Genomic DNA, 24,172 nt, shown 5'->3' on the forward strand with positions numbered 1-24,172 from the left:
TAAATCACATATGACCTAGCCAATAAATTGTGCTATTTCATATTTAACAAAAAATCCAGGCATTATACGCCTGCACCTCCGGCCATATCAAACATTGGAAGGTACATGGCCAGTAGAATGATTGCCACAAAACCACCTAAAAAAACAATAATAAAAGGTTCTATAAGTTTAGTCATATTGCTTACAAGGGAATTGACTTCCTCTTCAAAAACTTTGGCCACTTTTATAAGCATTTCATCAAGATTTCCTGTCTGCTCACCAATTCTTATCATTTGAGAAACCATGTCAGGAAAATATTTTATCCTTGATAATGGCTGGGCCAATGTTTTTCCCTCAACAACTTGTTTCTTGACCTTCAAAATATCTTTTTGAACAATTACATTATCTATAATATCAATTGTAATATCTAATGAATCAATTATAGAAACTCCAGAAGTGAGCATAATTGATAGTGTATTTGTAAATGCCTTTAAATTGGCCTTAATGACAACGTCTCCAAAAACAGGTAAATTCATAAAAACTTGATCTTTAATTTTTTTGCCTTTTGGAGTTTTTACAATCGAACTAATAAATACCCCTCCTCCAATGGCTCCAATAAGTAAAACCCAACTCCAGTTTTGGAAAAATTTTGAAATATCTATCACAAACTGGGTAATTGCTGGAACTTCTCCACCTGAATCTTTAACCATATCCATCATTTTGGGAACAACAAAAACCATCATCCCGTAAACAACACAACATCCAATAATCAAAACAATAATAGGATAAGTCATCGCACTTTTAATCTGCTTTTTTGTTCTTTCATGGTTTTCAAGATGCTCAGCAAGCTTAGCAAGTATTCCATCAAGAACACCTCCAGTTTCACCGGCCTTGATTAAGTTACAATATAACTTATCAAAACCCCTTTGCTTACTCATTGCCTCTGCAAGAGTCTTTCCCTCTTCAACATCTGTTGCAATAGATTTAATAGAACGCCTTAAAACAGGTTGCTTAGTTTGTTTATATAAAATTTCAAGAGACTGTAAAATGGGAACACCTGCGTTTACCATGATTGATAATTGTTTTGTAAATAAAGTTAAATCTCCTGCAGAAAAAGGTCTGGAAAAACCCTTTTCAACCATCATATCATTTATATCAACTTCAAAAATAGAAGGTGAACTAATTTTTCTAGGTCTAATACCTCTAATTCTCAATTTTTTCCTGGCATCTTTTACATTAATTGCATCAATTGAGCCCTTGAGCTTTTTACCTGTTTCATCAATTCCTTCCCATTTCCAATTGGCCATTTATTATCTCTTCTTTGCAAGACCTAACATGTTTGCAAGTTCTTCCTGATTATTAGAATACCCCATTGCTGTATCGACATCAATTACTCCGGTATCCAATAGTTTCTTTAAAGATTGGTTCATTGTAAACATACCCGTCTGTTCTTGTCCGACTTGCATTTGTGAGTAAATTTGATGGATTTTATCTTCTCTAACCAGGTTTCGGATCGCAGGAGTAGGAACCATCACTTCCATGGCCAGAGCTCGACCCGGAGTGAAACTTTTTGGGATCAGCTGTTGAGCAACTATTCCCTGCAAAACAAATGAAAGTAGAGTTCTGATTTGACCCTGATGTTCAGCAGGAAATACGTTTACGATCCTATTTACAGTTTGTACGGTTGAGTTTGTGTGCAATGTTCCAAACACAAGGTGCCCTGTCTCAGCTATTGTAAGGGCCGCTTCAATTGTCTCTGCATCCCGCAACTCTCCGATAAGTACGATATCTGGATCTTGTCTTAAAAGTGATTTAATCCCTCGTTTGAAACTGACAGTATCAGAACCAACTTCTCTTTGTGTAACAATGGAATTTTTGTGTGTATGAACAAATTCAATCGGATCTTCTAGAGTCACAATATGACTATGATGTATTAAATTGAGCATATCAACGAGAGCTGCCAGGGTTGTTGACTTACCTGAACCTGTAGGACCTGTCACCAGGACTAGTCCTGAAGCAACGTCACACATGGTGGTCAAAACTTTAGGTAAGTTTAGGGCTTCAAAATCTGGAATAATACTCGGAATCTGTCTAAATACTCCAGAAACATTGCCTCTAGAGATGAAAACATTCGCTCTAAAACGGGCCAGACCTTTGATACCAAAAGAGAAGTCTAATTCTGACTCTTCATCAAGCTCTTTTCGTTGATCCGGTGTTAAAACCTGGAAAATAAGTCTCTTTGTATCTTCAGGAACTAAAGAGTTTAATTTCACTTTTACTATGTCACCGTTAATTCTCATCGCAGGTGGTGCTCCAACACTGAGGTGTAAATCAGAAGCACCGTTTTCAACCATAACTTTGAAAAGTTGCTGTATCTGAATATCTTCTCCAATACCCTGATATCGCCCCATAGTATTTTTGGTTGTATGACTTAATCTAGTCCCTTGTTTTGTCGTATCGTCTAACTGTGGCAATGTCGGTGTCGTCACAGATGTTAGGGCCTCATCTTTCTCTTTTTTTTCTGCCGCCATATTTTCCTCTCTATTTATCAGAAGCAGAATTAATCAATGCTTCTTCTAATGTTGTCATACCCTGAGCAACTTTTGTTAAGGCAGACATCCTTAGTGATTTCATGCCTTCAGCAATCGCAGCTCTTTTAATATGATCAGCACTTTTATTTTGTAATATTAAATCTCTTATGAGTTGGGTAACTTTAAGGACTTCATATATCCCCACACGCCCCTTATAGCCAGTATTGCTACACCGCTCACAACCCTTACCCTTGTAGACAACTATTTTTTGAGCAGTATTCTCACCAAAACCTACTGCAATAAGTTTTTCTTTTGTTACATTTTTATCAACTTCTTTGCAATGAATACAAATTTTTCGAAGTAGTCTTTGAGCAACGACGACATTGAGAGACCCTGTTACTAAAAATGGCTCAACACCCATATTAAGCAACCTTACAATTGTTGAAGCAGCATCATTTGTGTGAAGAGTTGACAATACGAGATGTCCTGTTAATGCTGCCTCAACTGCAATTTCAGCAGTTTCATAATCTCTAATCTCCCCCACCATTATAATGTCCGGATCTTGACGTAGAAATGCTCTAAGAGCTGTAGAAAAATCAAAACCTATATCAGGTTTAACGTTAACCTGATTTATTCCTTCAAGGTTAAATTCAACTGGATCTTCCGCTGTTGAAATATTAGACGTTATCTTATTAAGTTCCGTAATTGCTGAATATAATGTTGTCGTTTTACCAGAACCTGTTGGGCCAGTAACTAGACACATCCCAAATGGTCTATAAATGCCATCCATCAAGACTTCTAATTGTTTGTTCTCAAGACCAAGTTTTTTCATATCGAGTTCAAGATTTGAATTATCTAATAATCGAAGAACCATTTTTTCACCAAAAAGGGTTGGCAAAGATGATACCCTGTAATCAATTGGTGATTCAGCAATTCTAAGCTTAATACGCCCATCCTGTGGTTTTCTTTTTTCTGAAATATCCATTTGGGCCATAATCTTAAGTCTTGAAATAATCGGAAGCATCAAACTCCGATTCGGTCTTTCTATTTCAACAAGCTTTCCATCAATTCTAAATCGCACTCTAAATATTTTTTCATAAGGCTCAATATGTATATCAGAAGCACCTTTTAAATAGGCGCTCGCTAGAATTCTATTCACATAATAAATGATGTCATCACCAATATCTTCTATCTGTACATCTGTTTGAGTGACATGATCAGTGGAAACTTCTTCAATTGAATTGAGAATTTCTTCAACACTCTCTTCAATTGAATCAAACAAACGCATCCAATCGCCAATACTTGCGATGACAAAATTCACTCCGTGTTGAACAACTTTTATAACGTCACCTTTAATATTGATAATACTTGGATCAAAAATGGCCATCGTTGTAACGTTTGCATCCCTTGCAATTGGAATACATCTGAATTTGACAATATCTTTTCGCCTCATTAGTTTTAATTTATCTGAGCGAATTTTAAGTTTATTTAACTCTATGAATTTCAACCCATAGTGCTCTGCAACTACTTTTGCAAATTTAATATCATCAAAAAAACCAAGTTCAAGAAGTTCGAATTCAGAAATTTCATTTTCTTTTGTATTTTGTAATAAAGGACGAATGTCTTTTAAGGGAACCATCCCTGTTTTGGATATGACTTCTGCAAATTCTTTTCTAAACATGAAACCCTCAACTATAAGAATATTATCGGTAAATATTGCTAGTTATTTAGAAAAAGAAGATAGAATACCAAACCTCTCAGATATTGATTTTTTTTATGAAGCACATCAAATAGCGAGTGGCCTAAGAGAAAACCGTTTTTACTTTAGAATTTTTAACTGATTCCCCAATAGACTAGTGCATGCTGGCCTTGTCTTTCTAAAAGTGACATGCCATCAGTATACTCAACTACAATACTCGGAATAGTTTGCAAGTGTGGTAGAAAATCATAGTTATAATCCCAAAAGTATGTTTCAGGTAAAAATTTTCCTTTATATTCGTACTCTCGAGCACAAGTGTTTATGACGAGAGTTTTTTTGGATTCAAGTTCTAATCTTGATAGGTCTAATTCAAAAAAGTTTGAAGTTTTTTTCCTGGAAAAGACAAGGTATTTCAAACCTTTTTGGTCTAATAATTTTTGAGTAATATATGACATTGGCCCATCACCTAAGATGACAACATTAAACTTTCCAAGCTTTAAAATATATTCATCAAGTATTGAGTCTACAGCAAGATAATCGGTATTCGTTCCATATATTTTTGAGTTATCAACATATAAACAGTTAATTGCATTTAAATCTCTAATCTCATCAACGACAGAAACCTCTGACAGAAAGTGTTTTTTATAAGGAGCTGTTATGCTTATTCCATCATATTTTTGAAACAAATCTTTAGCAGAAGGAATGAGTTCTTCTGACGAATAATCCAAAAGTGTATAATCTATTTTTCTTTTTAGAATATTTTCATAGATCTGCTGTGATTTTGAATGTGAAATATTTTTACCAATAAGAGCTAATTTAGTCATGACTTAAAAACTCTTTAGCAGATTGAATATCATTTTTAATTTGTAAAACAAGACTATCGATACTTGAAAATTTTATTTCCCCCCTTATCCGCTTACAAAATTCAATTTTTAGTTTCTCTCCATAAATATCTTCATCAAAATCAAATATATGAGTTTCTATATGAATGAGCTGTGAATCATTAAAGGTAGGGTTATACCCAACATTTGTCACAGAATAAAATGTTCTTGTTCCTAAAGTAGTTTTTGTGGCATAGACTCCGTTTTTAGGAGCTATTTTGTCGTGATCAAATTCTAAATTTGCCGTCGGAACTCCAATTTTTTTACCTCTACCATCACCCTTTTTAACAAGTCCAGCAATGAAGAAATTTCTCTCAAGTAAACTACCTGCAACATCTACCTCTCCATCAATAATTTTTTGCCTAATTAGAGTTGATGATACATTCATTTCACTAACACTATACTTTTGTTGGACTTCAAAAAAAATATTTCGATCATCACAATATTTTTCTATCAACTGATTTGTTCCACTTTTGTTTGGCCCAAAAGCAAAGTCATGGCCAAGATAAAGTCCTTTTATCTGATGATTGATAAAAACATATTTTTCAAGAAACACATGTGATTCTAGATTACTAAAATCTCGGTCAAACTCTATTTCTACGAGATAATCAATCCCTAGTTCCTCCAACATTTCTTCTTTTTCTTCGTATGTATTTATCAGAGAACATTCATGTGGACGCAATATTTTATAAGGATGTGGATAAAATGAAATCACTACACTAAACGCATTTTCTGCTTTAGATTTTGAAATCATTTTGTTTAAAAAATGACGATGTCCAAAATGTACTCCATCAAAATTGCCGATCGTCAGATAAAATGGCCCATCTACTTCTTCTATTCGTTTTACTTTTTTCATCAAATTCACTTTTAATTAGTTCAGCAACACTATCATAATGCTTTTTGTTAAATTCAATCCTCTTTTGGTCCCTTTCAAAGTTATAATCTTGTGCTTCTGCAAAATCAACGACTTCATAAAAATAAGTTTTTGAAGGTTCTGAAAGCTTACTATTTTCGATAATATCCTTCAAAGTAGGATAATTTTGTGAATTAAGCTCACTAAAAAGCCTATGTAATTTACTGAGTTTTGGGCCATTTTTTTGAATATCCTTAATTAATCGATTTATCTGCCCTGGCCCTAATCCTTTACGTAAAGAATTAAAGACGGATTCTCCTAAAAAAATAAAAATAATAAGTCCCAATATCCTTAAAATATAATCGATTGGTTCTAGTTTTAAATTTTCACTTTCGGTAAACAACGGGGCCAAAGGCCCTGTACTTATCATTCTGTTTACTATGGTTTCGTTGTTTTTTTCGACTTTTTGCTCAGCTAATTCATTTTTTAAATTCTCATAATTAATATCAGCAGTTCCTTCAATCGTAAGTTGAGGCACAACAAGATCAACTTCTTTATAAGTTTCATCGTCTGGATCAAAATAAGAAAATTTCTTAAGTGTCTGAGGTAATTTTACATTTCCGCGAGCGAGTAATGTGTATTGGAATGTTTTCTTCGCAGTTTGATTATTGATTTCTTCAAAAGAATTTTTAGTATCAAAATCTTCTATGGCGTCACTAGAATAAATTAAGGGTGCCCCAAATTTTTCTAAGGCACCAGGTCCTTCAACTTTTAGCGTAACTTCAACCGGCTCATTTACTAAAACCTTATCACGAGCAATTTTTAGGGAAAAATCATGTTTGCCGACAAGTCCTGTAAAATTTTTAGGAACATTCTCACCGGGAAGTGGTAGCACTTCGAGTTTTACTTTTTGACTTACAAGGGTTTTATATTTCATTCTTCCTACACTAAAACCAAATCCGAAACCACCAAGACCTGCGTTAGACTTGTCCTCGTAAAGAATTTTTATTTTCATTGGGTCAATATATAATGTTCCAATTTTATCAGGATACACTCGAGCAGAATACTTTAACTCCTTTCTATAGACTTCCCCATTTAAGTTTACGGTTTCGCCTTGAGTTTTCACTTCATGAAAACGCTTAATAAAGTTCTCTAACTTTGGGAATTCTAAAGGTTGCCATTCCCCAGTTCGAGTTCTAGAGTACAAATAATAGTCAACATCAATTCCTTCATTAAGGAAAACTTTTTGTTTTGAAATTTCTGCTACGAGAAAAATTTCTCGTCCCCTTTTAGGAGCAACCAAGGCGTCAACATTTACATTGTCAAATTTTAAATCTTTTCCATCAATATTTATGACAAGATCACTTAGGGTAATTCTTCCTGCTCGATTGGCCATCAACTCATATCTCACTTGCCTAGAGACTGCTCTTGATACTCGACCATTTATAATTGAAGTCCTAGAACTTACTCCTAAATCTGATTTTTCGAGGACTTCAGCTCCATTAGGGACAAAAGTAATATAAGGATCATCTTTAATATCTCCCTCTATAGTGAAAATTATACTAAATGTATCATCCTTGACTGGTTCTTTGGGCTCTACTTCATAAGTGATATTTAACGCTAGGGCCGATTTAAATAAGAACGTAAAGGCCATAAATGCAAATAATAGTTTACCAATCCTTCTTCTGATCATTTCTATCGTCCTTTTGGGTGGTATCCATATACATCTTTTGCAATTCACGATCTCTTCCCATTAATTGCTTGAGTATAGGTCCTACTTTTTTTCTTTTTTTCATTTCAATATCTTTCAAATACTTTTCTAACATTTTTTCTTTATTTAATTTTTTCATTTCTTTTTCTAAATCACTTTGCCCTTTTTCTTTTTGCTCACTTTTAGCATCCTTATAATTATCTTGCTCTTTCTTGAAATCTTTTTCTTCTTGTTTTTTTTCTTTATTCTTTTGATTATTTTTGTCATCTTGATTTTTCTGTTCGGTATTTTCTCCATCTTTTTTACCGTCTTTCTTCTCATTTTCTTTTGATTCTTTTTGCTTGTTTTCTTGTTCTTCTTTTTGTTGAGACTCTTTAGAATCATTGCCACTATCTTTTTTATCTTTTTGGTTTTTCTTGTCCTTGTTTTGTTGATTTTGTTGACTGCGTTTTGCTAAAGCAAACAGAATATTTTTTGAGACAATTTCTTTCAATTTTTCATCTAAGATATTTAAATTATATAGTTCGTTAAAGATCTCCAAACCTTCAGAATATTTTTTTTGGTTAAGTAGTAAGGTTGCATAATTTATTTTTTGAATGGTATTTTCGGTGTCGGTGGTATTAGTTAAAAATTCACGATAGAGGATTTCAGCATATTCTACCCTCTTTAACTTTCCAAGTTCCATGGCCAAATAAGGTATATTCTGTAAAAGTAATTCACCTCTTTTATGTTTCTCTAAAAGTCTTACTACTTCTTCAGTTAAAGGAGGTAGTTTTTCTTCTTCGGGTGCTTTCTCTTGGGATTTCAAACTACTTGTTTGAAAACTAAAAAAAAGCAGAAAAACTATACAAAATTTAAAGGAAGATTTTAACCCAATTAATTGAGATAAAAGAATTAAAATTATTCCAGAAATAATATAATTCATACCTTCGACTGGTCGAATTTTAACTTGGGCACTTCCAGAATTTGAATCAAATCCTCGTTTAAAAAACTCATTAATTGATTCTGTTGGCATGCTGTAGGAATTCGCAATCCAGTACTTATAGTTTTTAACATTTTTACCAAATCTTTTTAAAAACTCTTCATCCAGTTTCGAGACAACTTCCTTACCCTCATAGCGTTTATTCCCAATGAAATTTCCACCTTTTGTTCTTATAGGGATAGGGCCTCCTTTTGAAGTACCAACTCCAACGATAGCAATCCTTATTGAATCAGGAATTTCTCTAGATAAAAATTGTCCATTCTCTTCAGAATCAGTAAAAATTAATAAATTTCCAGATGGTAATTTATTTGAGCTTCCCTTCAAATAATTTACCGCCTCTAAAATGGCCTTCGTAATATTAGAGCCTCCATTGGTAATATCTAGTGACTGAAGTGCTGCAATTTTTGCATCTAGTAGATCTAAATCATCTGTGAATGGAACGACTTTTCTTTGTATATCTGAAAATAAAACGAGTGCGATTTGATGTCCAAATGCTTTTTTAACAAAATGCCTGGCCATCATGATTGCTTTGTTAAATCTATTTGGTCGCACATCTTCGACTAGCATACTACTTGAAGTATCTATTAGGATAACTGTTTTTTGTTCTCTTAGCTCAGTTTCGACATTTTCTCCCTCTCCTCGAAAATCAAGCAAACAAAAAATTAGGATCAAAAAGCCTAAAATATAAAAAAACTTTCCGATATAAAATGTATTTGATTTTTCAAAAAACCAATATTTTTTAATCCATTTTGTGAAAAGGATATCTTTGTAAAGAACTAAGCTTATGAAAAGTATGGCCAAAAATATTATCAAATAGAGATAGGATGAGTATGTTATTATCATGCTAAACCTTCTTTTAAGAAGACTCGTCTAGCGGTTTCTGCCCCCATCAACAATAATAGTCCATAGAGGAAAAATTCATAATAGTGTTCTTCAAAAACAATTTTAGAACTTGAATCAATTTCTGTTCTTTCAAGTTTTTCAATTTCTTCTAAGACTTCTTTCAGAGAACCTTCATTCTGTACAACGTAACTTTTCCCTCCTGTTGTATCAGCTATTTCTTTTAAGGTTTTAACATCATAGCTGCCACCAGGAATATTTCTGTAAATAATGTTTCCGAACAAATCCCTACCACTTGGCATTTTAGCGTCTTTGTTTCCACCAATTGCGATGGTGTATACTTTGATATTATTATCTTTGGCCATCTTCGCCGCCTGTAAAGGAGTTAGCGTTCCGACCTGTGAAACTCCGTCAGTAAGTAAAATGATGACTTTATTTTCTGTAACTGACTTTATTCCTCTGGCCACTGCGAGTCCGATAGCATCACCAATATTAGTTCCAGAACCAAGAACGCGTGTTTTTATTTCATCAACAACTTGGTCAACAAGTTCAAGATCTCTGGAAAGAGGCATTAAAGTAAATACTTCCTCACTAAATATGATAATTCCAATTCTGTCTTTTGGTCTAAGTTTAATAAATTCTCTAATTTTCTTTTTTGCGGCCTCTAGCCTATTGGGTTTAAAATCAATGGCCAGCATTGAAAGTGAGACGTCAACGACAAAGAATATATCATTAATCTTTAATTTATTTTTCTCATAATCAATAGATTTTCTCGGCTGCATGATCGCAAATGATAAACTGAGCCAGCCACATACTCCAATCAGAAATACTATAACTCGGGGAAAAAACATTTTCTTTTGTCTATTTTTTGGAAGATAAAGTATAGATTGCTTAAAAATTCCCCAATAAAGGAAGGTCCATGCAAAAAGTGCTCCCAGACCTATAATAAAATAATATGGTGTTTTATATTCGTACATCATTTCTACTAATTTTTTCTTTAATCACTATTAAAATATTCTTTAGTTCATCTTCATTCCAATTTTCTTGGTATTGAATTTTATCTAGCTCATCTTTTATTTCTTTAAAATCATTCTCTCCTAAAATGCTTAGTTTTATTAAATCCGTTTTAATGTTAACTATATCTTCTATTTCAGAACGTTCAGACAATGTATTCACTTTTTCAATTAATTCTTGACGCCTTTTCATTCTTTTCTTTTTTAAATATTTTTTGAAGTATAGATATGACCCCATGGCAACAATAAGGATAACAAATAAAATCAAGAGACTTAAATAGATTAACTTCTCGACTGAGGTATAAACTTTATTAAAAGTTTCATTTATATAGACAAAAGATTCAATCGGTTTATCAATTTGATTGATTGAAGATGATAGAACAAGTTTTACAGGAACCTTGATATTTTCGTAGTCAAAAAGCAAAGTCATATTATTTTCAACTGGTTGCAATAAAACTAAATCAAAATCTACTTCCAAGACATCATAATTATTTTGTGAAAAACCATATTTTAGAATTTTAGTTATATAGAGAGCATTATCGAAAACATACTTTCCCTCTAAACCATTGATCCAATAAGTAGATTTATCCTCCAACGGCCAAATGATCATTTTGCCTTTTACAATGTCTCCCAGATTAATTTTTTCATTTGGACTTTTAATTTCAAGCTTCCCTTCAATACTAGCAATTGTTGAAAAACTTAAAATAAAAAATGTAATGAAATACAATATCCTAATCAACTATAACATCTCCTTAACAAACTCTTCAAGATAGCGGTCTTTTACATTTATCTTCTTAATTCTTTTATTTATATCCTGAATGTTTTCATCTTTCCTTCGACGTCCATCTGTATAGGTAACTTTACCAATAGAATTAGATCTACTAAAGAAATGGAAAGGCATTTTTTTATTTTCATCAATTGGGGAAATAATTTGAAAACAATGCAGATTACTAGAGAAGAAAACCCTACTTAAATCCTCCAATGCGAGTGATTCTTGAAAGTCTGAAAGAGCAACAACCTCTTTTCTTCGTGACAAATGTTTTAAGAGATTATTAACTACTAATTTCCCATCTAGTTCTTCTGAATCAACTCTGGACAAATTAATTCTTCCCTTTTCATCTAAGACGTTTAGTTTTTCTAACGCACTTATAAGTAAAACGATACCAACATCTCCATTTTTATTTGGTAAAGTCGTCATTTTATCTGTCAAAATTATTGTATGAATAAAATCATTTGTTTCTTTTGCAATAAGATATAATAGACATGTAATCTCAATCGCCGCCTGAAGCTTACTAATACCATTATGTCCAATTAACATTGAAGGCGTTGCATCTAGTAAGACAACAATCTCAACGTTTCTCTCCTCTTCGAAAGTCTTAATATAAGGAGACTGAGTTTTTGCGAGCATTTTCCAATCAATAAAACGAACATCATCTCCATGGGTATAAACTCTATGTTCCTTAAACTGTAAACCTGAGCCCTTGAAATGTGATTTCAACATTCCAATTGAAAACGAATTTGAATTTCTAAAAAGGGCCGATTTTATTCCACCAACAACCCTTCTTACTCTTTTTAAATCCATCATCAGACTAATTTCTTTGCAATTTTTATAGCAATATCTCTGGAATTCATATTATCTATGGTAGCTTCATAAGTTAAAATCATTCTGTGCCCCAAAACATTTGGAACTATTTTTAAAATATGTTCAGGAGAAACAAAGTCCTTATTATCCATGAAGGCCAAGAACTTTGAAATTTTAAACAACCAAATACATGCACGAGGAGAAGCTCCTGCTAAAATTGCTCCATCAAACCTTTTATCAAACAACTTGCTCGAAGGTCTTGTAGAATGGACAATCTTAACAATTAAGTCTTTAATTTTCTCATCGACATAAATTTCATCTACAATACCCTGCATATCGAGAAGATCATCAGTTGATAAAATGGAATCAAGATTTTTAAGAGGATTACTCTTCATCCCAAGGATACTTTTCTCAGCATCAAATGAAGGATAATCCACAAATATTTTCATCATGAAACGATCAAGTTGCGCTTCTGGCAGAGGGTAAGTTCCTTCTTGATCAATTGGGTTTTGGGTGGCCAAAACAACAAAAGGACTACTTAACTTGTGAGTATTGTCTCCAATTGTGACTTGTTTTTCGGCCATGGCCTCCAAGAGTGCGGCCTGTACTTTAGCAGGAGATCGATTAATTTCATCGGCCAAGAGGAGTTGTGTAAAGATTGGACCGAACTTAGTACTAAATTCTTCTCTTTGTTGATTATAAATCATGGTTCCAATTAAATCCGAAGGAAGAAGATCCGGGGTAAACTGAACTCTTTTGAAATTGAGATCACAAAGTTTACTCATTGTAGAGATACTCATGGTTTTACCAAGCCCTGGCATCCCTTCTACAAGTAAGTGTCCCTCACAGACTAGGGCCGCAATTATTGAATCTAATAACTCATCTTGTCCAAAAATTACGTGCTTGGCCTCATCTAGTGTCTTTAAAACTTTTTCTCTTAATTCCGCACTCATAATAAAAACCCCTGGTCATTTTTTTTCTATATAATACAGGAGATATTTTATATAATGTTCTTTGTCTTGTAGAGAAGAAAAAGGATGATCATGGCCCTGAATTCCAAGGTCCAGTAATTGAAACTTAAAATCTCTTTCATATGCACTTGTTGCAAAACTTTGTTCTAACTCATAAAAGCCAACGCCATGCGTGCATGATGCCACTACAATGAGGCACTTATCATTTGCAATATCTAATATTTTTTGATGTAGCTTTTTATATCCCTTCAGGGCCATTTTTTGATTTGCCCTAGATTTACTAAATGCTGGCGGATCACTCACAATGACATCAAAAGTATCGCCCTGACTCAACGAGTCTTCTAGAAATTTAAAGACATCTGCCCGATAAAATTTTCCCCTGCCTTGCATACCATTTGTAACAAGATTTCCATCAATAATTTGCCCCAAATTGGCCTGATCAACAAAGGTCACATTTTCTACGCCGGCCTTAAGCAGGTGAAGCCCCCAGGCCCCAACGTATGAAAACAAATCCAGTCCCTTTTTAAAGCTAAAATTTAATGATTGTATCTTTTCAAATAGTTTTTTGCGGTTTTCTCTATGGTCGTAGTAAAATCCAATTTTCTGCATCATCTCAACAGGAATTTTATATTTTACTGAGTTTTCCACAATCTCTATAGATTCAGGGTAATTTGAATCTTTTGGATGAACAACTAGGCCTTCACGCAGGCGATATTTTTGATTATCAAGAAAAAAAACCTTTGCCTGTGTTTCATTTTCAATCAATATTTTAATTAAGTCCCTGTACTTATCTAAACCAGCAGTATTGATTTGTACAAAGCAAATATCATTATATTGATCGACAATTAAACCAGGGAGACTGTCTTTTTCTCCAAAAATCAGCCTTTGATAATTTCCATATTCTAAGAACAAAGATCTTCTAGCAATTGATTGCTTAACTAAATCAGATAATAGTTCTTCAGGATTTTTATTGGACCATTTACAAAGTACATAAAGTACAGGCCCTGAATCAACATTAAGATTTATAAATCCAATATATTTTTCATTTTTAGTTGCAACTTCAATCCACTCTCCTGGTAAGAAATATTTTGGAGATTCAACAAAATCTTTACTAAAAAATGATCTGTTTTTTTCAAGCTGTAAAAAATTAAATTTCAATTCAACACTTTTCATAACTTTAATTACCTCTTAAGCTAATATAAGACAAGTATTGTAAATATTGAATTTTGTGAAGTTGTATTTACTTTTTCAATTTAAAGTAGCTTTTTGCGATTCCTTTATTAATTCTGTAGGAAGAAAGTTTGAAAACAAATTCTTTTTTAGGATTTTTTTGATCATCAGAATTTAAAATTTGTTTAATCATAAAACTAATTTCTTCAGGAAAACCAATCCCATCAAATTTGTTATATTTAAAATTATATTTAGTAATAGTTTTTATTAGACCTACATAAGAAATTTTTTCAATCTCATCATAAAGCCATTTGTTTTGACTAAAAGGACGGGGTGACATTTTCAAATTAAATATTCTTGTACCTGCCGGAGAGTAATCAGTATAGTTGACGAGTTTTCCAGTTTTATCAAATTTTAGTGTAATTTTATTAACTTCTTCTTTACCGGTTTTATCTTCGGCATCTACAACGATAAAATTTCCTCGATTAGATTGGTTGAAATCATACGCCTCAAGTTTATCTAACATCTTTTTTGGAAATACAAAGTCTAATCTATTTGTAATGAATTTTTTTAGGGCCGTTTTCTTTTCACTAAATCCTTTGGGCATGCCTAAAATTTCGACATCAATACCATTATCAAATGTCCAGTACACTCTCGCAAAAACATCTACAATCTGCGGCAAAGATTTTGTCTCTCCAAGCATACTTTCTAAATTCTCAATTCTAATGTCAAATGAGAGATCTTTCAGTCCAAAATTAACTGGATAATAATATCTCAAATCATAAGTATGAATGGTTTCTTGTTTTTTTGGGGCCGCAAACATTGAAGAGATGCACAGTAGAGAAATGATTAGAAATTTCATTAAATCATCCTTGATAAAAACTTTCACTTTTCATTCTAACTAACTATTCCAAAGAGTTAAACTCTTGAAATCTTTTCCTTCCATTTAAGATCACAATCAACAGTGATATATTTCACTTTTTTTGGAATTAAGGCCCCTTTTCGTCCTTTTATCCCTTTAAGCGCAGTGACAAGTGTATACATAAGTGAAGCTTGTGTGTAATTAAAACCTGAGTATTCTACTAAGGCAGCAGCTAGTATCTGAAATAGTTCCCGAGAAATATTGTCAATCTTGTCAGTTTTAATAATCAGATGTGCACCCTTATCACCCTCTAGATGAAACCATAAATCATTTTTGGACGCCCATTTAATTCTTAGATAGTCATTTTCTGAAGCGTTTTTACCAATGCCAAATTTAAGGGATTCATATTCAAAATAACTTCCTAATTTATCAGGATGTTGTGGAGCAAGGGGTAATTTTTGAATATTACTCTCCCACTTTGGTTGAATTACTTTAATTTCTGAAAGGTCAAAAACAGAATAACTACTTAATGATTCTAATTCATCTTTAGTATCTTGTAATCGTTCTTGAATAATGAATTTAGATTTTTTTAATTTTTTTATACGCTCAAAAATGACATCTCGCCTATCATAGATATGTTTACAGCGAGTGAAATCAAATTTTATTCCACATAATTTTGTTTTTACTTCTAATTTTGATAGTTGTTCAACATCACTAGCATAATTTGATAAGGTGTCAATCATTTCAACGTTTTTAAGATCATCGCGAATATTTTGAAGTTTCTTTTGTAATTTTTTTTCTTTTTTATGTAAAATTTTTTTACTTTTGGCCTTCTCTTTCAATTGTATGAAAATTTTTTCTATTTCTTCATTATGATTGATTTCAACACTTGTACTATCTGATATAAATTTTTTGTTTCTCCCCCATTCATCAAATATAGAAAAGCTAATTTCAGAAAATTCATTTTCAGATTTTTCAAATCGACCAGTTTTAGAGTGAATAAATTTGAGTTTATTATTTTCAAGGGTGAAATAAAAAAATAATAGTTCTCTTCCTTTATAGAATAAAAATAATTTTGAAATCTCGTTTTGACTTTGAAAATTTAAACAAACGATACGATCATTGGAATCAATTTCAACACTGAGAATTTTTTTGTTTTGAACGTGTTTTCTTAGAAATTCTAAAAACTTGGTTTTAATTCTTAGCTCAGATTCAGGTTTTATATCACCTAATAGAACTTCCTCATGTCCACTTCCCATACCTAAGTAGAGAAATTTTGTTGAACCAGGAGATCGAACTTGCATGACTGTATGCCAAGGGGTTGCAAACAATCTCTGGATCTGTATACGACTTTGCGCAAAATTAAGCTGTGAGTTAATTAAAAATACTTCGGATTTCAAACTCTGATAGTTCACATTCATATTTTAATACCTAAAATTATACTTTTTTCTTATCTAAACATATGACACAATGTTGAAAGTTTTTTATATAACGAAATAATAATCAAATTGTAAAAAAAATTACAAAATACTTCCCCTAGGAAATCTTTTTACCATGAGCTTAAATCTACTTCAAACGAAAGACCCCTCTTTTTTAGAATTCCTCGATTGGAATGAAATCATCCAGGAAATATTTATAGATGCGCATTTTGAATCGACGAAAAACTTTTTCAGGCCACCTCTTCACGTTTACTCTGAAATTGCAGAAGTAGAAGATAGTTTAAATCAAATAGAAAGTTTTATAAATAATGACTATACAAATGATGTAAATCTACAACGAGACCTTTATCAAGTTGCAAACATTTGTGAAGATTTTTCTTTTTATTCATTATTAAAAAAAGGAACTCAACTCGCTTTTAGAGATCTTAATTTTTTTGCTCTTCTTTTAGAGTTTTACATTCATCATCGTAGAATGCTCATAAAACTAGAACTTTTCGAAGAAAATATTGATCCTTATCTCCAAAGACTAAGATCCAAATTTTTGAATGATTTTAGAAAAATCTGTACAGCAGAAGGAGAAGTTGACTATCTCAAACATCCACTTCTAAAAGAATGTTATCAGGAAATTCTAAACATTGAAAAAAGTGCTCGTAAATCACTTCAAAGACTCACCCAATCTGAACTATATCAAGATACAATTCAGTATATTGATGTAGACATTATTAATGATCATTATGTCCTCGCCGTTAGAAGTGATAGGTACAATGCAAAACTTGGCAAAATCATAGCTCGTTCTGACAAAGGAAATACTCTCTATATTGTCCCTAGCGAACTAGATGAAATTTCTCTCAAACGGTTGGAGCTTTACAATGAGCTTGATCAAAAAATTTATGAAATAACTAGTCAATTTAATAGTGTCATTCTTGAAAATTTTTACTTCTTTGATACTGCAAAAAATACTATTGAAACTTGTGATTTATTGAATTGTAAATCTCAATACATTATAAAAAAACAATTAAACAGGCCCACATTCAATCAAGAGTGCAAAATTGAAATTCATTCTTTAGTGCATCCTTTGATAGTCAATCCTGTTACGAATGATGTTGAAATTGATTATGGACATAAAGTTTTTTTAATTTCTGGCCCAAACACAGGTGGAAAAACAGTTTATCTCAAATCATTATCCCTAACTTATCTATTCGTTCATTTAGGATTATTTGTACCGGCCAGTAGAGCTCATATTCATTTGTTTCAAAAGATTTTTTTTCTAGGTCACGATTTTCAAAACCTCTTAGAGGGACATAGTTCCTTTGCGGCAGAATCATTAAATTATCTTGAATTATTAAAAGAGGCCGATGAAAATTCTCTCATTTTTATCGATGAAATATTCAATACAACTTCATCTACTGAAGCATCGGCACTGGCGATTTCAATTTTTGAACTTTTATCGACACGACCATTTATTAAAATTTTTGCTTCTACTCACCACCAGGTTCTCAAAGCATATATTCACCAGACTGATGAATACATTTCTGCTCATGTTGGGCATGATTCTAAAACTAATTCTCCTACCTATAAAATACATTTTGGGGCACCTGGCAGCTCTATGGCCATCAATATTTTTTCTAAAATTGCCAAGAACTCTGGTCTTGAATTTTTAGCACATAGAGCACTATCGTTGATTGATGAAAATTATCTGAACTATGAGGAGCTGCTCGAGCGTCTCAATAATTCGATTGGAATATTTCAAAAGAAATATAATGAGCTGGCCAGCTGGGAACAACAACTCGAACAGAAACAAAAAAGTGTAGATGGTCTACTCCTTTTAAAAAGTAGAGAATTGGAAGATTCCCTGAATTCAAAGCTTGAAAAGAAAATAATTGGATTAGAAAAAATTGCAGAAGATTTAAAAAAAGGGAATCTATCACCTAAGAAAATGCATCAACAAATTGCTAAAGTTCATCAGAAAAATATACTTTTAAATCAAAATGATAAACAGTCCATCAATATGTTTCCTATTGATATAAATCATTACGATAAAAACAAATCTTACTTCTGTTCAATAGTAAAAGGAGAAGTAAAAATTCTCTCACTCTCTGGAAATACTGCACTCGTAACTTATAGAGGAAAAAAAATTCAATGTCCACTTTCGACATTATTTGAGTTACCAAATTCCAATGGACATAAGCAGAAAATCAATATCAATGTTCATGTTCAAAGTGAAAATAAAATCAGTTTCGATTGTAGAGGAATGAAACTAGAAGAATTTCAACTCACAGTTGAAAGAGAGGCCCAAGCACTCCTTTCGAACGGTCTACCATATTTAGATATTATTCATGGTCATGGGGATGGAATTTTGAAGAAATGGCTCAGGAATGAATTTCTTAGACATAATCATGAATTCATCTGGGATATTCCTGATGGAAATGATGGGATGACTAGAATTCAAAAAAAATAATGTGACACACTTTTTGACTTCAAATTTATTAGTTTAAAAAAATTTTTAAAATATTAGATTTCTAAATATTTGGCCTGATTATGATCATTTTTGAGATACTTCCTGTTTTGTCCAAAAAACAGATGAGTACTTTCTATCTTGAAAAATTTTAGTAAGTTCAGTGATAAAAACATAACCTATTTTGACTCAACGAATGGTCGTATTATCAATGACTTAAAATTATTTTTTTTTGACATTATTGATAAAAATTACAAGGCACCTTCAAAAAAAAATGCTCAAAGAATACACTAGTATAGCGGGTTCCCCATAAGGATAGAGTAATATGTTACGTAAATTTAAGGCATTACTTATATTGATTTTTTTTACATTAGCAATGCCTATCTTTGCTCAATTTCACTCATGTCCAAAGGAAAAAGACGAAGAAGAAAGAAAGTCCTATGCTCAATCTGAAATAACCGAGTTTTCTGAGCATGTTATTAAAAATATTAGGCTTGACTTGCGTCTAGCAAAACACGTTACGAATAGATATCTCGCGTGTTTGAAAAATGACAAAGAATGGATTGAAAATAATAAAATTGATTACCGGGATAATTTTCCTTGTGAAGCAAGAATTGAGGGGCTTAGAAATAGAGTAAAATCAACATTTCCACGGATGAGACTTCTACTTTCTCTTTCAATGCCTAGATATACTTCAAGTAATCCTTATTACAATGGTTATTTAAATCCAGATGAGCTGACTGAAGAAAACCGGTATCAATTCGAACAGTTTATTACAACTGATATTGAACATTATTTTTCTGACTTAGCTGAACTTAAGCCGCTTACGCTTGAAGAAATAAAAAATTCATTTAGATTTCTTCACTCTGAAGAAGAAAAAAGAACAATCATTTGTGGGGAAGAAGATCCCAATATGGCCAAAAGTATACACAATACATACAACTCTCCTTATAGAAAAGCATGTTACGCTAGACAATATAAAGCACTTCTTTTTGGAGATGATGAATTGGGGATTAGAGGGTTTCCTCTGATTGCCTTCCTGAATAATGATAATCCTACTGACCAGGAACTTATAGATGCCATGAATCTAGTTTTAAAACATATAAACGTACAGATTGAAAAAGTTGAGGGTGATTTTTATGATCAAAACAAGCAATTTGTAAAAGCTGATTTTGAAGAGATTACTCCTTATATACATTATAAAAAATCAATTGATCGCTATTTATCAAACAATTTAGACTTTTGTGATCTTGCTGACAATGCTCAAGATGAGCTTGATTCGCAGACATGGACTAGAATCGGTCTAGAAATGGGTGTCATCTTAGGTGGAACTTTTATATGCAGCAGAGTCTTCAAAGCAGCACCATTTTCAAAAGGTTTATGCCAACTGCCATTTGGGCTTGGAGCAAATATTTATTTCATTTGGTATGAGACAACACATTATAACCACGCATTAGAATCAATACTTATCGAACCTGATGGAAATAGAAATCTTGTGACACTCGACCAATTAGATGATCAAGAGCTCGCGAAATTTCTCTCAATTATCATGCTTCCTGTTGGAACAGGTCTACCTGAACTGATTCCAAAATTAAAAGAAGGTATCAAACCTTTAAAAAGATTTTTAGGAGTTCCGTTCTTGTTCTAGATCTTAATTGAGCCTATTATCTACAATATTAAAATGTTTGAATTCTAAACAATTTTTGAAAAACTGCTTACTTTTTATATAGGTCATTTTTCATAACCTACTCAATTCACGTGATATCTTTGGCATAAGTTATGCATAAATAACATCATCTTATAGGGGAGATGTTATGAAAAAACTTTTTTTGTCTATCAATATTGCCGTACTTTCAATTCTATCAATATCCACAACCTTGCATGCCGATGATGTTTTCGAATATCGATCTTTTAATAAAAAAGGACAGGTAAAGTCTAAAAGAAAATATAAGAAAAAGCACAGAATTAAAGAAAAAGTTTCAACCGAAAAAAAATTTGAAGTCTCTGCTGCCTATATGCAAGCAGATATTTCATTTGAAAATATTGAAATGTACGACGCGAAAGGTATAGGATTAAGTGCTGGAAGAATCTTTTACCTAGGAAATGGATTTAAAACAACTTCATCTCTTATTATTGACTATGCGTCTGCAAAATTTTCAAATAGCACAATAAATAATTTTCTTGAGAGATCAAACATCGACCTAACTCTTGCTGAAATTGGACTTTCCCAAAAATTTGGATATGAAATTGGTATTCATTCATTTAAAATCGTCCCTTTTATCTCTCCTAATCTTTTTTATGGAAGCATTTCTGCTCAAGATCTTTTTGGAAATACTTCAAGTGAAAATTTCTATCGATACGGTGCTAACCTTGGTATAAATTTTGATTTCAGCAACAATATCTCTCCATTTGCGAGTTATAATTTTTCAAAAATTAAACTCGATTCAATGAGTGATACCGCTGACTACAAATCACTCGTAATTGGTATCGCCTTTCGCTTTTAAGAAATTATTTATACAAATACTCAATGATTTTCTTAGCAAGAAATGTTGTCTTATAATGCCATTTATTGACATTTACATTCATTATCGAAATTGAAAAACCTCTGTCTTCACTATCCTGAGGGCGAACAAATAAAGTCAGCCAATCCCTCTTACCATATGGTATTCCACCCGTCATAGCTCCTGTTTTTGCTCCAATAATCAATTTATCTCTTATTTTCTTATTTAAACTCCTATAAAGCCTCTTCGCAGTGCCCTTTTTTACGGCCATCACCATCATCGATTCCAACTGCTTACTTTTTTCTTTGTGAATAACTTCTTCTTGCATATCCTTTTTCTGCCACACAACCTCTTTTCGATGTCTATCTAGTATTTTTTTTACAAGTGATGGGTAAAGCATAGTTCCATCATTGGCAACAATTGAAGAAAGTATAGCAGCATGGACAGGAGTAATCATCGTATCAGAATTTAATCCACTGGCCAGTTCTGCTCTATTATAATCGTCCTTAGGCAACTGAAATGAAGAACTCGTAGTATCTAAAAATTGAGTTAGTTTTTTATTAAAACCAAAATCATTTGCAGATTCTAATAAGTCTTCATTTGAGAGATATTTCAGTGCTCCCTTTGCAAAAATAACATTATTGCTCGTAGCAAACGCTCTTTCTAGAGATTGTTCCCTCGTCCACTTCGTTTTTTTATCTTTTAATTGATATTTATACAAAGTAGTACTTCTTCCAGAGTAAGCTAGTTTTTCATCTGGCCCTAGATTCTTTTTTTCTAATAAACTTGCAGCTGTCACAATTTTAATTAAACTAGCAGATGGATTGGTACTACTAAAAGGGAGTGCATAATTGAGAGAATTATGACTTTTTTCAAATCCAGAAAAACCTATGATCTCACCATTATTATTATCAATTACAACGACTGCGCTAAAGTCCGATTTGTATTTTAATAATAAACTGTTGAGGTATTTCATAAGGTCTTCATCGACCGTATATTCAACTCTAACTTGATTATTAAGATCACTTTCCAAAAGATTTTTTTCAAAAATACTTCTTGATATACTTTGCTTTGTACTTAAGAGTAATAGCTTTTGTTTTTTCAGTTCATTTTTTTTAATGACATGAAAAACAGACCCAATTGAAATAGTTGCAATGGTAAGAATTGAAAATATTTTAATTTTTTTTGCCATGATCTGATTATGACAGAAAACCCTTTCCTATGACAAAAAATTCTTTGCTAATACTTCTGGTTGATTTTGGTCGCAAATGTTTAAATTCTTTAAAACGGCATTTCATACTTTTTAAAAAGACTTGCGCTTCGTGTCCATCAAAAACTTTTATAACAAAATTTCCTCCAGGTAACAAATAGACTGGCAAAATCTCAAAAACTTTTTCAACAAGAAGCAAACTCCTGTCTTGATCAACTGATCGAATTCCTGTTGTATTAGGGGCCATATCAGATAAAACGACATTGAACTTTTCATGACAATCAAGTGAAGCTAGATCAGATACGTCAAATATATCTTTTTGAAATAATTTGATATTCTTTTGGTTTGTTAATTTTTCTTGTAATGGTCTTATATCAATTCCATGAACACTACCCTTTTCCCCAACTTTTTTTGCCGCATACTGAGTCCAAGATCCTGGATGGTAACCAAAATCGACTACGTGGTCCCCTTTTTTTAATATTTTGTATTTGAGATCAATTTCTTCAAGTTTAAAAACACTTCTGGCCAGAAAATTTTGTTTTTTCGCTTTTTTAAAGTAATGATCTTGTACTTCAAACATCCAATGCCCTCAGATATTTATATTTTTTAAATTTGTCATTTGACGCAGATTGTATATCATATTTTTTAATTTTTGCAATTAAAGTACCCTTGCTTAACTTGATTTCAGTGGATGTTTGGTTAATTTTCCCATTATATTTATTTAGTTTTTTCCGCAAATATGTCTTTTCAAAACCGGCCAAAGCATCATGATAATGTTGATAACTCAAAAATTCATACTGATCGTCATGTTTAAGTTTCCATTCATTAAATAAACCCTCTGTCACAATTTCAGGGTGAAGTATATTACAGTAATTATTAAATCGTATCAATTCTCTAAAGTTTCCGGGCCACGAATAGTTACAAAGAATATTGAGGAGTCCTGGTGCTAAATTTTTATTTGCAGAGAGTATCTGTCTTAATTTTGTTGGGTTAAAACTAACACTTTGAAGCGTGTAAGTTAAACCCTTAATTTGATGAAATAAATCTTCTCTAAACTTTCCTAATAGTACTTCATTTTCAAGGTATTTATTTGTCGAAAAAACAATTGTCCCTGTAAACTTCTTTTTCTTTAAACAACCTATGCTATGATAAGACTTTTCTTCCAGCACTTGCAAAATCTTGGCCTGTAAATGTAAATCTAACTCGCAAATTTCATCGAGAAAAAGTACTTTGTTATGAGCGGATTCGAGTAGGCCTTTTTTATTCGATCTAGAATCAACGTGTCCAAATAATTCATCTTCAAAGTGTTCTGGTCTAATTGAAGCAAGATTAACATGGATGCAATATTCTTCATCTCTATATATGTCATAGATCAATTTTTTAACAAAAGTTGTTTTCCCTGTACCTGGAGCTCCTAAGACGAGAATTGGAATTTTATTTTCAATAGCTTTTTTTAACATATTTTCAGACATTTTTTCTCCTTATGCATAAAC

General features: G+C 32.3%; 20 protein-coding genes. 3 read left to right on the top strand and 17 right to left on the bottom strand.

What is annotated here, in order from left to right:
* Window positions 1–62 precede the first annotated feature (62 nt).
* From H6622_02585 to H6622_02650, 14 genes are all read right to left on the bottom strand, one after another.
* Window positions 63–1,286, bottom strand: coding sequence for a type II secretion system F family protein (locus H6622_02585; GenBank protein ID MCB9060392.1), 1,224 nt, complete (start codon window positions 1,284–1,286; stop codon window positions 63–65).
* A 3-nt stretch (window positions 1,287–1,289) separates the two neighbouring features.
* Window positions 1,290–2,390 (bottom strand): type IV pilus twitching motility protein PilT, encoded by a 1,101-nt coding sequence (locus H6622_02590; GenBank protein MCB9060393.1) that lies wholly within the window; start codon window positions 2,388–2,390, stop codon window positions 1,290–1,292.
* A 130-nt stretch (window positions 2,391–2,520) separates the two neighbouring features.
* Window positions 2,521–4,191, bottom strand: coding sequence for a Flp pilus assembly complex ATPase component TadA (gene tadA, locus H6622_02595; protein MCB9060394.1), 1,671 nt, complete (start codon window positions 4,189–4,191; stop codon window positions 2,521–2,523).
* 152 nt (window positions 4,192–4,343) lie between these two features.
* Window positions 4,344–5,033: a hypothetical protein gene (locus H6622_02600; protein MCB9060395.1), complete on the bottom strand. Its 690-nt coding sequence runs from the start codon at window positions 5,031–5,033 to the stop codon at window positions 4,344–4,346.
* Window positions 5,026–5,946, bottom strand: coding sequence for a bifunctional riboflavin kinase/FAD synthetase (locus H6622_02605; GenBank protein MCB9060396.1), 921 nt, complete (start codon window positions 5,944–5,946; stop codon window positions 5,026–5,028). The genes H6622_02600 and H6622_02605 overlap by 8 nt, the downstream gene beginning before the upstream one ends.
* Window positions 5,882–7,636, bottom strand: a complete 1,755-nt coding sequence (locus H6622_02610; GenBank protein ID MCB9060397.1) for a BatD family protein — start codon at window positions 7,634–7,636, stop codon at window positions 5,882–5,884. Before H6622_02610 ends, H6622_02605 begins: the two co-directional genes overlap by 65 nt.
* The gene (locus H6622_02615) at window positions 7,614–9,479 is read right to left on the bottom strand and encodes a VWA domain-containing protein (GenBank protein MCB9060398.1); all 1,866 of its coding nucleotides are present in this window, start codon (window positions 9,477–9,479) and stop codon (window positions 7,614–7,616) included. The genes H6622_02610 and H6622_02615 overlap by 23 nt, the downstream gene beginning before the upstream one ends.
* Complete coding sequence (locus tag H6622_02620) at window positions 9,476–10,453, bottom strand: VWA domain-containing protein (protein MCB9060399.1); 978 nt, start codon at window positions 10,451–10,453, stop codon at window positions 9,476–9,478. Before H6622_02620 ends, H6622_02615 begins: the two co-directional genes overlap by 4 nt.
* Complete coding sequence (locus H6622_02625; GenBank protein MCB9060400.1) at window positions 10,440–11,228, bottom strand: hypothetical protein; 789 nt, start codon at window positions 11,226–11,228, stop codon at window positions 10,440–10,442. The genes H6622_02620 and H6622_02625 overlap by 14 nt, the downstream gene beginning before the upstream one ends.
* The gene (locus tag H6622_02630) at window positions 11,229–12,071 is read right to left on the bottom strand and encodes a DUF58 domain-containing protein (protein ID MCB9060401.1); all 843 of its coding nucleotides are present in this window, start codon (window positions 12,069–12,071) and stop codon (window positions 11,229–11,231) included.
* A 2-nt stretch (window positions 12,072–12,073) separates the two neighbouring features.
* Window positions 12,074–13,024 carry an AAA family ATPase gene (locus tag H6622_02635; GenBank protein MCB9060402.1) on the bottom strand — a complete coding sequence of 317 codons (951 nt, stop codon included), beginning with the start codon at window positions 13,022–13,024 and terminating at the stop codon, window positions 12,074–12,076.
* A 15-nt stretch (window positions 13,025–13,039) separates the two neighbouring features.
* On the bottom strand, window positions 13,040–14,215 hold the full coding sequence (locus H6622_02640; GenBank protein ID MCB9060403.1) for a class I SAM-dependent rRNA methyltransferase: 1,176 nt from the start codon (window positions 14,213–14,215) through the stop codon (window positions 13,040–13,042).
* A gap of 67 nt (window positions 14,216–14,282) precedes the next feature.
* On the bottom strand, window positions 14,283–15,074 hold the full coding sequence (locus tag H6622_02645) for a hypothetical protein (protein ID MCB9060404.1): 792 nt from the start codon (window positions 15,072–15,074) through the stop codon (window positions 14,283–14,285).
* Between the two features lie 56 nt (window positions 15,075–15,130).
* A complete protein-coding gene (locus H6622_02650; GenBank protein ID MCB9060405.1) occupies window positions 15,131–16,489 on the bottom strand; it encodes a DUF814 domain-containing protein in 1,359 nt (452 codons plus the stop codon).
* A gap of 139 nt (window positions 16,490–16,628) precedes the next feature.
* Between H6622_02650 and H6622_02655 the strand changes: the two genes are divergently transcribed.
* The 3 genes from H6622_02655 to H6622_02665 all read left to right on the top strand — a co-directional run bounded on the left by H6622_02655 (window position 16,629) and on the right by H6622_02665 (window position 21,472).
* Window positions 16,629–18,971, top strand: a complete 2,343-nt coding sequence (locus H6622_02655) for a hypothetical protein (GenBank protein MCB9060406.1) — start codon at window positions 16,629–16,631, stop codon at window positions 18,969–18,971.
* 322 nt (window positions 18,972–19,293) lie between these two features.
* Window positions 19,294–20,616, top strand: coding sequence for a hypothetical protein (locus H6622_02660; GenBank protein ID MCB9060407.1), 1,323 nt, complete (start codon window positions 19,294–19,296; stop codon window positions 20,614–20,616).
* Between the two features lie 166 nt (window positions 20,617–20,782).
* A complete protein-coding gene (locus H6622_02665) occupies window positions 20,783–21,472 on the top strand; it encodes a hypothetical protein (protein MCB9060408.1) in 690 nt (229 codons plus the stop codon).
* A 4-nt stretch (window positions 21,473–21,476) separates the two neighbouring features.
* Here the strand turns inward: H6622_02665 and H6622_02670 are convergent, their stop codons facing one another.
* Genes H6622_02670 through H6622_02680 form a run of 3 tightly spaced genes read right to left on the bottom strand, consistent with a single transcriptional unit; the run spans window position 21,477 to window position 24,151 of the window.
* Window positions 21,477–22,661, bottom strand: a complete 1,185-nt coding sequence (locus H6622_02670; GenBank protein MCB9060409.1) for a hypothetical protein — start codon at window positions 22,659–22,661, stop codon at window positions 21,477–21,479.
* Between the two features lie 7 nt (window positions 22,662–22,668).
* The gene (locus H6622_02675) at window positions 22,669–23,259 is read right to left on the bottom strand and encodes an RlmE family RNA methyltransferase (GenBank protein ID MCB9060410.1); all 591 of its coding nucleotides are present in this window, start codon (window positions 23,257–23,259) and stop codon (window positions 22,669–22,671) included.
* Window positions 23,252–24,151 (bottom strand): sigma-54-dependent Fis family transcriptional regulator, encoded by a 900-nt coding sequence (locus H6622_02680; protein MCB9060411.1) that lies wholly within the window; start codon window positions 24,149–24,151, stop codon window positions 23,252–23,254. The genes H6622_02675 and H6622_02680 overlap by 8 nt, the downstream gene beginning before the upstream one ends.
* Window positions 24,152–24,172: the final 21 nt, after the last annotated feature.

The sequence above is a fragment of the Halobacteriovoraceae bacterium genome (assembly GCA_020635115.1).
GTDB lineage: Bacteria > Bdellovibrionota > Bacteriovoracia > Bacteriovoracales > Bacteriovoracaceae > JACKAK01.